This is a genomic window from Streptomyces sp. NPDC060205, assembly GCF_042728395.1.
Classification (GTDB): Bacteria; Actinomycetota; Actinomycetes; order Streptomycetales; family Streptomycetaceae; genus Streptomyces.
In genome coordinates this window covers 1-9,860 of sequence record NZ_JBHWZP010000334.1, presented here as the reverse complement: position 1 = coordinate 9,860, position 9,860 = coordinate 1, and the positions used below count along the sequence as shown (strand labels likewise).

Annotated in this window: 6 protein-coding genes; all 6 read left to right on the top strand. The window is 69.8% G+C overall.

Features of this window, described 5'->3' with window-relative positions:
- The first annotated feature begins 371 nt into the window (after positions 1–371).
- From ACFWGJ_RS36640 to ACFWGJ_RS36615, 6 genes are read left to right on the top strand one after another with little or no spacing between them, the layout of a single operon-like run.
- Positions 372–1,682 (top strand): ABC transporter substrate-binding protein, encoded by a 1,311-nt coding sequence (locus ACFWGJ_RS36640; protein WP_387333240.1) that lies wholly within the window; start codon positions 372–374, stop codon positions 1,680–1,682.
- A complete protein-coding gene (locus ACFWGJ_RS36635; protein ID WP_387333238.1) occupies positions 1,679–2,659 on the top strand; it encodes a carbohydrate ABC transporter permease in 981 nt (326 codons plus the stop codon). The genes ACFWGJ_RS36640 and ACFWGJ_RS36635 overlap by 4 nt, the downstream gene beginning before the upstream one ends.
- A 28-nt stretch (positions 2,660–2,687) precedes the next feature.
- Positions 2,688–3,509, top strand: a complete 822-nt coding sequence (locus ACFWGJ_RS36630) for a carbohydrate ABC transporter permease (protein ID WP_387333236.1) — start codon at positions 2,688–2,690, stop codon at positions 3,507–3,509.
- Positions 3,510–3,520: 11 nt separating this feature from the next.
- On the top strand, positions 3,521–5,848 hold the full coding sequence (gene yicI, locus ACFWGJ_RS36625; RefSeq protein WP_387333234.1) for an alpha-xylosidase: 2,328 nt from the start codon (positions 3,521–3,523) through the stop codon (positions 5,846–5,848).
- 2 nt (positions 5,849–5,850) lie between these two features.
- On the top strand, positions 5,851–6,855 hold the full coding sequence (locus ACFWGJ_RS36620) for a LacI family DNA-binding transcriptional regulator (protein ID WP_387333232.1): 1,005 nt from the start codon (positions 5,851–5,853) through the stop codon (positions 6,853–6,855).
- Between the two features lie 50 nt (positions 6,856–6,905).
- Positions 6,906–9,836, top strand: a complete 2,931-nt coding sequence (locus ACFWGJ_RS36615) for a glycoside hydrolase family 3 C-terminal domain-containing protein (protein ID WP_387333230.1) — start codon at positions 6,906–6,908, stop codon at positions 9,834–9,836.
- Positions 9,837–9,860: the final 24 nt, after the last annotated feature.

The following is a 9,860-nucleotide window of genomic DNA, read 5'->3' as shown; positions in this document are numbered from 1 at the left end:
GTGCTGCCCCTGGAGCGGCGCAGCCGCTTTTCAGGGGCGCGGGGAACGGCGCGGCCGACCCCCACCGGCCCGCACCGCACGAACCACCCCACGCGACGCAGCCGCTCCAAGGGGCGCGGGGAACTGCGCGGCCCACCCCCACCGGCCCGCACCCAAAGCGGTGCCGCCGGTTTCATGGGGTGCCGGCACACCCCGGTCGGCCCGTCGAACGGGTGGTTCAATTCGCGCGCACCCCATTGACTCCCCCCGAGCCCCCACATACGTTCCCCCGTCGAAGCGCTTCGACGGCTCACGTCGAATCGATTCGACGCACGCCGCGCGAGCGGTGGGCGCGAGGTCCGATACCCGTCCGACTCCCCCGGAGGCACACGATGTTGACGGCACGAAGGCGAAGGCGTGTGATGGCGGCGGCGGCCGCGGCGGTGAGCACCACCCTGATGCTGGCCCTGGCCTCCTGCGGTGACTCGGACAGCGGGTCCGGCGACGACGGCAAGACGCTCAAACTGTGGCACTACGAGAGCCCGGACAGCGCCATGGCGGTGGCGTGGAACGCGGCCATCAAGGAGTTCGAGAGGACCCACCCCGGCGTCGAGGTGAAGTTCGAGGAGAAGGGCTTCGAGCAGATCCAGAAGACCGCCCCGATGGTCCTCAACTCCAATGACGCGCCCGACCTCATGGAGTACAACAAGGGCAACGCGACGGCCGGCCACCTCTCCCAGCAGGGCCTGCTCACCGACCTGTCCGCGGAGGTGACGAAGCACGGCTGGGACAAGAAGCTCAGCGCGGGCGTGCGCACCACCAGCCAGTACGACGCCAAGGGCGTGATGGGCTCCGGCAAGTGGTTCGGGATACCCAACTACGCCGAGTACACGATGGTGTTCTACAACAAGGACCTCTTCAAGAAGTACGGCATCGCCGAGCCGAAGACGTTCGGCGAACTGACCGCCGCCATGGACACGTTCGTCGACAAGGGCGTCACCCCGCTCGCCAACGCGGGCGCCGAGTACGTGGCCCACCAGTACCTGTACCAGCTCGCGCTGTCGAAGGCGGACCGCGCCTGGGTGGACTCGTACCAGCTCTACAAGGGGAAGCCGGACTTCCACGACGCGGCCTGGACGTACGCCGCCGAGACCTTCGCGGACTGGGTGAAGAAGGGCTACATCAGCAAGAAGACCACCAGTGCGAAGGCCGAGGACGCCGGGGTCTCCTTCATGCAGGGCAAGAGCCCGATCCTGTTCTCCGGCAGCTGGTGGTTCGGCCGGTTCGCCGCGGAGAACAAGTTCGACTGGGGCACGTTCCTGTGGCCGAACTCGAATCTGACCCTCGGCTCGGGCGGCAACCTGTGGGTGGTCCCCAAGGGCGCCAAGAACAAGGAACTGGCCTATGACTTCATCGACATCACCATGTCGAAGAAGATCCAGAACCTGCTCGGCAACAAGGGCGGCGTCCCGGTGGCCGCCGACCCCGCCGCCATCACGGACCCGCGCTCCAAGGGCCTCATCGCCAACTTCAACACCCTCTCCGAGCGCGACGGCCTGGCGTTCTACCCGGACTGGCCGGCGCCCGGCTTCTACGACGTCCTCGTCTCCGAGACCCAGAAGCTGATCACCGGGAGCGCGAAGCCGGACGCCTACCTGGACGCGGTGAAGGCGGCGTACGACAAGGGCGTACAGGCCCCATGACGTTCACCGTCGAGAAGCGGGGCGGGCGGAAGAACACAGCTGTCGAAGCGCGTCACCATTCCTCCAGGAAACCCCGCCCTCCCCGCGACTCCTACGCCCTCTTCCTCCTCCCCGGCGCCCTCGCCTTCCTCGTGATCGTCGTCGTGCCCTTCCTGATGAACACGGGTGTGAGCTTCACCGAGTGGCAGGGTGTCGGCAGCCCGAAGTGGACCGGGCTCGCCAACTACCGGGAGCTGATGGACGACGCCGAGTTCTGGGCGTCGTTCCGGCACAGCGTGTTCATGGTCGTCTCGATGGCGGTCGTACCGACCGTCCTCGGGCTGGTCCTGGCCGCCGCCCTCTTCGACTTCGTCGGCAAGCACTTCGGCAGCCGGACGGCCGCCGTGCTGCGGGCCTGCTTCTATCTGCCGCAGGTGCTGCCGATCGCGGTCGCGGGCATCGTCTGGAGCTGGATCCTCGCGCCCGAGAACGGCTCGCTGAACGAACTCCTGAAGGCGGTCGGCCTCGGGAGCCTCCAACAGGACTGGCTCGGCGATCCCGACCTCGCGCTCTACAGCGTCATGGGCGTGATGGTCTGGGTGCAGCTCGGCTTCCCGCTGGTGATCTTCATGGCGGGCCTGCAGCGCGTGGACCCGCAGCTGTACGAGGCCGCCGAACTGGACGGCGCGGGCTGGTGGCGCCGGTTCTGGCACGTCACGCTGCCGCAGATCAGGCCCGAGATCTATGTCGTGCTGCTCTGGTGCACGATCGCCGCGCTCAAGGTGTTCGGCGCGGTGTACGTGCTCACCAAGGGCGGACCGGGCGGGGCCACGGACGTGCCCTCGTACTTCTCGTTCACCACGTTCTTCGAGAAGACGCAGGTCGGGTACGGCGCCGCGATCTCCACCGTCCTCACCGTGATCGTCCTGCTGCTCGCCGTGGCCGGTCTGAAGCTCCAGACCCGTGCCGAGGACGCCGAACAGGGAGTCGTGCGATGAGCCGCACCGAGCGAGGAGCAACTGCCTCATGACCGCCCTCCGCCGCTACCCCGTCCTCCTCGCCCTGGTCATCGGCGCCCTGTTCATGGTCCTGCCGTTCCTGATCGTCACCGTCAACGCGGTGAAGTCGCCCGCCGAGTACTCGGCGAACGGCCCGCTGAGCCTCCCCGAGGGCCTCTACCTCGACGGCATCAAGGACTTCTGGGAACGCGTCGACTTCGGGCAGAAGCTCGTCAACTCGATGATCATCAGCGGCTCCGTCGCCCTCGGGGCCGTCGTCCTCTCCGTCCTCAACGCGTACGCGATCGGCATCGGGCGGATCAAGGGCCGCACCTGGGTCCTCGCCTTCTTCGTGCTGGCGAACATGCTGCCGCAGGAGGCGCTGGTCTACCCGGTCTACTACCTGAGCAAGGAAGCCGGCCTGTACGACACCAGGCTGAGCGTGATCATCGTCTTCACCGTGATCCAGGCCGCGTTCGGCACGTATCTGCTCGCCTCGGTCCTCGGTCAGTTCCCGCGCGAGATCATCGAGGCCGCCCGGATCGACGGCGCGAACAAGTGGCAGGTGCTCTGGCGGATCGTGGTGCCCGTCAGCCGGCCCACCATCGGCGTGCTCCTGGTCTTCTTCTTCATCTGGACCTGGAACGAGTTCCTGCTCCCCCTGGTCATGCTGATCTCGAACGACAACCAGACCGTGTCGGTGGCGCTCGGCGTCCTCCAGGGCCAGCGCCTGATGGACGCCACGATGACGAACGCCGCCGCCCTCCTGGGCGTCCTGCCCGCCATCGTCTTCTTCCTCGTCTTCCAGCGGACGCTCACCCGCGGCATCGCCGTGGGTGCCGTCAAGTAAGGGGTGTGCGCGTGAAGTTCACCGACGGCTACTGGCTGCTGCGCGAGGGCGTGACGGCCGCCCATCCGGTCGAGGTCCTCGATGTGAGCGCCGGATCCGGGGCCCTGGAGATCCACGCGCCGACCCAGCCCATCCGCCATCGCGGCGATCTGCTGAAGGGACCGGTCGTGACGATCGGCGCGCACGCCCCGATGCCCGACGTCATCGGCGTCACGTTCACGCACTTCGAGGGCGAGGAGCCCAGGGGACCGCAGTTCGAGCTGAACAGGCTCGGCGGTGAGGAGTTCACCGCCCACGCCGAGTACGACGACGACTCCGCGACCCTCACCGCCGGCGCCCTGTCCGTGCGCGTGAGCCGTACCGGCCCCTGGCACGTGGACTTCCTCGCCGACGGCCGCACCCTCACCAGCAGCGGCCCCAAGGGCATGGGCATCATGCGCGACACCGGCAGCGGCGGCCACTATCTGCGGGAGCAGCTGAACCTGGGCGTCGGCACGCATGTCTTCGGGCTCGGCGAGCGGTTCGGGCCGCTGGTGAAGAACGGCCAGGTCGTCGACATGTGGAACGCCGACGGGGGCACGGCCACCGAACAGGCGTACAAGAACGTGCCGTTCTATCTGACGGACGCGGGCTACGGAGTCTTCGTCGACCATCCGGGGCGGGTGTCGTTCGAGGTCGGCTCGGAGGCGGTGTCTCGCGTCCAGTTCAGCGCCGAGACCCAGCAGCTGACGTACTACGTGATCTACGGGCCCACCCCGAAGGACATCATCCGCAAGTACACGGCCCTCACCGGCCGCCCCGCGCTGCCGCCCGCCTGGTCGTTCGGGCTGTGGCTGTCGACGTCCTTCACCACCTCCTACGACGAGGCGACCGTCAGCTCCTTCATCGACGGCATGAAGGAACGCGAACTGCCGCTCTCGGTCTTCCACTTCGACTGTTTCTGGATGCGCGAGTTCAACTGGTGCGACTTCGAGTGGGATCCGCGGGTCTTCCCCGACCCGGAGGGCATGCTGGCCCGCCTCAAGGAGCGCGGGCTGCACATCAGCGTGTGGATCAACCCGTACATCGCGCAGCGCTCCCCGCTCTTCGCGGAGGGCAAGGCGCTCGGGCATCTGCTGCGGCGGCCCGACGGCAGTGTCTGGCAGTGGGACCTGTGGCAGCCGGGCATGGCGCTCGTCGACTTCACCAGCGAGGCCGCCCGCGCGTGGTACGCGGCGAAGCTGGAGGCGCTGCTCGCGCAGGGCGTCGACTGCTTCAAGACCGACTTCGGGGAGCGGGTCCCGCTCGACGTGGCGTACGCGGACGGCGGCGACCCCGAGCGGATGCACAACTACTACACGTACCTCTACAACCGGACCGTCTTCGATGTGCTGCGCAAGCACCGCGGGGAGGGCGAGGCGGTCGTCTTCGCGCGCTCGGCGACCGCGGGCAGCCAGAAGTTCCCGGTGCACTGGGGCGGCGACTGCGAGGCCACGTACGCGTCGATGGCCGAGTCGCTGCGCGGCGGACTGTCGCTGGGCCTCTCCGGGTTCGGCTACTGGAGCCACGACATCGGCGGCTTCGAGGGCACCCCGACGCCCGCCCTCTTCAAGCGGTGGCTCGCCTTCGGCCTGCTCTCCTCGCACAGCCGTCTGCACGGCAGCTCCTCGTACCGCGTGCCGTGGCTCTTCGACGAGGAGTCCGTGGACGTCCTGCGCCTGTTCACCCGCCTGAAGCTGCGCCTCATGCCGTACCTGTACGAGGCCGCCCGCACCGCGCACGCGGACGGGGTGCCGATGATGCGCGCGATGGTGCTCGAATTCCCGGACGATCCGGGGTGCGCGCATCTGGAACGGCAGTACATGCTCGGCCCCGACCTGCTGGTCGCGCCGGTGTTCTCCGACGACGGGGACGTGTCGTACTACGTGCCCGAGGGCACCTGGACGCACTTCCTGACCGGGCGGACGGTGACCGGGCCGCGCTGGGTGCGCGAGACGCACGGCTTCTCCAGCGTGCCGCTCCTCGTCCGGCCGGGCGCGGTGATCCCGGTGGGTTCCGTCGAGGACCGCCCCGACTACCCGTACGCCGACGGGGTCACCCTGCACGCGTACGGTCTGGCGCGCGGCGCGCAGGTCACGGCGGTCGTGGACGGGGTGACCTTCACCGTCGTACGGGAGGGCGACACCCTGCGGGCCTCGTCGAGCGATCCGAGGGCGCCCTGGGCGCTGGCGGCGGGCGACCGGACCGCGCGGGCGGCGGCCGGGACGGGGTTCCTCTCCTTGGAGCTGGAGCACTTGGAGCTGGAGCCCTCTGAACTGGAGCCGGCCGCCGGAAACGGCTCGGACCGGGAGCGGGGCTGAGCATGGTGAAGATCACCGATGTGGCCCGGCACGCGGGGGTCTCCCCCAGCACCGTCTCGTACGCGCTGAGCGGCAAGCGGCCGATCTCCGAGGAGACCCGGCAGCGCGTCGAGGACAGCATCCGCGAGCTGGGCTACCGGCCGCACGCGGGCGCCCGCGCCCTCGCGAGCAGCAGGTCGAACGTGCTGGCGCTCGTGGTCCCGCTGCGGGCCGGCATCCATGTGCCGGTCGTCATGCAGTTCGCGGTGTCCGTGGTGACGGCCGCCCGCCGTCACGACCACGATGTGCTGCTGCTCACCCAGGAGGAGGGCGAGGAGGGGCTGCGGCGGGTCGCGGACACCGCCCTCGTGGACGCGCTGATCGTGATGGACGTCCAGCTCCACGACCGGCGGCTGCCGTTGCTGCGCGGCCTGGACCGGCCGTCGGTCCTGATCGGCTTCCCGGCCGAGCCCGCCGGGCTGACCTGCATCGACCTGGACTTCAAGGCGGCGGGCGAGCTGTGCGTCGAGCATCTGGCGGGGCTCGGCCACCGGGTGATCGGCCTGGTGGGCTCACCGCCCGAGGTGTACGTGCGCGAGACCGGGTTCGCCCAGCGGGTGGTCCAGGGCTTCACCGCCGCGGCCGACCGCAACGGCCTCTCCTCCTCGGTCCACCCGTGCGAGGCGGACCCCGCGGCGGCCCGGCAGGTCGCCGAACGGCTGTTGCGGGAACGGCCCGCGCTGACGGGGGTGGTCGTCCACAACGAGCCGATCCTGGAACCGCTGATCGACGCCTTCGAAGCGCTCGGGTTACGGGTGCCGGGCGATCTGTCGGTCACCGCGATCTGCCCGGACGAACTGGCCGGACGCGTCCGCGTGCCCGTCACCTCCATCGCCATACCGGCCGCCGAGGTGGGCGCCGGATCGGTGGAGCTGCTGATGAAGAAGCTGGGCGGTGCGCCGGTACCGCAGGCCACGCTGCTGCCGCCCCGGCTGACGGTACGGGCGAGCACCCGGCCGCGCCCCTGAGCCGTACCCGACTTTCATTCGTGCAAGGCCCTATGCGAAGGAGCCGTGACATGAAAGGCAAGAGAAGCAGGAGCAGATCGAGAACCGCACTCGTCCTGGCATTCACCCTGATCGGCGGGCTCGGCGCCACCGTCCCCGCGGCGGCCGACACCCCCGCCTACCCTTTCCGCGACCCCCGCCTCCCCGTCGACCGCCGTGTCGACGACCTTCTCTCCCGGCTCACCCTCGACGAGAAGGTCTCCCTGCTCCACCAGTGGCAGCCCGCGATCCCCCGCCTGGGCATCCAGGCGTTCAAGACCGGTACCGAGGCACTGCACGGGGTGGCCTGGCTCGGCGAGGCCACCGTCTTCCCGCAGGCCGTGGGCCTCGCCTCGACCTGGGACCCCGCCCTGATCCGCCGGATCGGCTCGGCGGTCGGCGACGAGACCCGCGGCTTCCAGCAGGAGCGCCCGACCGGCTGGGGCCTCAATCTGTGGGCGCCCGTGGTCAACCCGCTGCGCGACCCTCGCTGGGGCCGCAACGAGGAGGGCTACTCCGAGGACCCGTACCTCACCGGCTCGATGGCGACCGCGTACGGCACCGGGCTGACCGGCGGTGATCCCGAACACCTGAAGACGGCCCCCACGCTCAAGCACTTCCTCGGCAACAACAACGAGACCGACCGCACGACCACCTCCTCCGACCTGCGCCCACGAGTGCTGAAGGAGTACGAGGAGCAGGCGTTCAGGCCCGCGATCGAGGCGGACGCGGCGACGGGCGTGATGTCCTCGTACAACCTCGTCAACGGCCGCCCGGCCACGGTCAATCCGGCGCTCGACGACGACGTGCGCACCTGGACCTCGCAGGACCTGCTGAACGTGACCGACGCCTACGCGCCCAACAACCTGACCGGCACGGGCAGTCAGAAGTACTACGACACCCTGGCCGAGGGGAACGCGGCGGCGCTGAAAGCGGGCATCGACAGCTTCACGACGGACGACACGAACTCCGTACCGACGACCACGGCCGTCAGGTCGGCGCTGGCCGACGGGCTGTTGCAGGAGTCGGACGTCGACACGGCGGCCGGGCACATCCTCGACATCCGGGTGCGGCTCGGCGAGTTCGACCCGGGCGGCGGGAAGTACGGGTCCATCGACAAGTCGGTGGTCAACAGCCCGGCGCACCAGAAGCTCGCGCGGAAGGCGGCGGCCGACGCGGCGGTCCTGCTGAAGAACGCGGGCGGCGCCCTGCCGCTGAAGGCCTCCGCGAAGGACGTGGCCGTCGTCGGCCCGCTCGCGGACACGCTCTACACCGACTGGTACTCGGGCACGCTCCCGTACGCCGTCACCCCGAAGGCCGGTATCGCCGCGCGGCTCGGCACTCCCGTGACCGGCAGCGAGGGCGTCGACCGGATCGCGCTGCGGAACACGGCGAGCGGCGCGTACGTCACGGCGGGCACGGACGCCGACGGCGAGGCGCTGAAGGAGAGCGCGGGCGGCGGGACGGCCGCGCAGTTCGACGTGTTCGACTGGGGCGCCGGGATCGTGACCCTGCGCTCGGCCGCGAACGGCAGGTACGTCGGCTACAACTGGTCGGACTTCGTCAACGACCAGGTCCAGCCGAACGGCTGGTTCGTCCAGCAGCAGTTCGCGCTGGAGGAGCAGGGCGACGGCACGTATCTGCTGCGGTACGCGGGCTACGAGACCCGCGAGCCCTGGTGGTCGAACCCGGTCTACCTCGGCCCGACGGGCTCCGACGGCACGCTCGGACTGGTCGCGAAGTCCGAGGCCGCGCACTACGCGAAGGACGTCGTGCGCAGCGGCACCGAGGAGGCCGTGGCGGCGGTGCGGGGCAAGGACGCGGCGGTCGTGGTGGTCGGGTCCATGCCCGCGATCAACGGACGCGAGAACGACGACCGCGAGGACATGTCCCTCGCTCCCTCCCAGGAAGCCCTGGTCGAGGCCGTGCGCAAGGCCAACCCGCATACGGTCGTGGTCGTCGAGAACAGCTATCCGACCACCCTCGGCGCCCTCCAGGAGAAGGTCCCGGCGCTCCTGTGGACCACGCACGCGGGCCAGGAGACCGGCAACGCCCTCGCCGACGTCCTCTTCGGTGACGTGAACCCGGCCGGGCGGCTCACCCAGACCTGGTACCGCTCGGAGGCGGACCTGCCGTCCCTCCTGGAGTACGACACCATCAAGTACGACCGCACGTACCAGTACTTCAGGGGCGACCCGCTGTACGCGTTCGGGTACGGACTCTCGTACTCCTCCTTCCGTTACGGGCAGGTGAGGCGCGTCGACGGCGGTTACGAGGTCGCGGTGACGAACACGGGAAGCCGCGCCGGCGACGAGGTCGTGCAGCTCTACACCCACCAGCGCGTCTCGCGCGACAAGCAGCCCCTGAAGCAGCTGAAGGCCTTCGAGCGGGTCTCGCTCAAGCCCGGCGAGACGAGGACGGTACGGCTGAAGCTGCGGGAGAAGGACCTCGCGCACTGGGACGTCACCCGGTCGAAGTGGGTGGTGGAGAGCGGCACGTACGACGTCCTGGTGGGCGCGTCCTCCGAGGACATCCGCTCCCGTACGACCCTGAAGGCGGCGGGCGAGACGATTCCGGCGCGGGACCTCTCCCGGACGACCCGGGCGGAGAACTTCGACGACTACGAGGGGGTGCGGCTGGTGGACGAGTCCAAGGTGCGCGGGACCGCCGTGGGCGCCGCGCGGGACGGTGCCTGGCTGCAGTTCGCCGATGCCCGACTGGGCGCGGGCGCGCGGGAGTTCAGGGCGCGGGTGGCCGGTGCGGCCGGGAAGGTCGAGGTGCGGCTCGGCTCGCCCGCCGGGACGCTCGTCGGGACGGCGACCGTGTCCGGCACGGGGTCCGTGTACGCGTACGCCGAGGTGAGCGCCCCGCTGTCGGCCGCCGCCGGTGCCTGGAAGGGCCGTCAGGACGTGTATCTGGTGCTGGGGGACGGCATGCGGCTGTCGACGTTCACGCTCCGCTGAGCTGTGGTGATGCGGTGGGGGCGG

Bases quoted from the DNA above. Each gene is read 5' to 3' on its own strand.
- ACFWGJ_RS36640 (WP_387333240.1), top strand. From the start codon at position 372: ATGTTGACGGCACGAAGGCGAAGGCGTGTGATGGCGGCGGCGGCCGCG.
- ACFWGJ_RS36635 (WP_387333238.1), top strand. From the start codon at position 1,679: ATGACGTTCACCGTCGAGAAGCGGGGCGGGCGGAAGAACACAGCTGTC.
- ACFWGJ_RS36630 (WP_387333236.1), top strand. From the start codon at position 2,688: ATGACCGCCCTCCGCCGCTACCCCGTCCTCCTCGCCCTGGTCATCGGC.
- ACFWGJ_RS36620 (WP_387333232.1), top strand. From the start codon at position 5,851: ATGGTGAAGATCACCGATGTGGCCCGGCACGCGGGGGTCTCCCCCAGC.
- ACFWGJ_RS36615 (WP_387333230.1), top strand. From the start codon at position 6,906: ATGAAAGGCAAGAGAAGCAGGAGCAGATCGAGAACCGCACTCGTCCTG.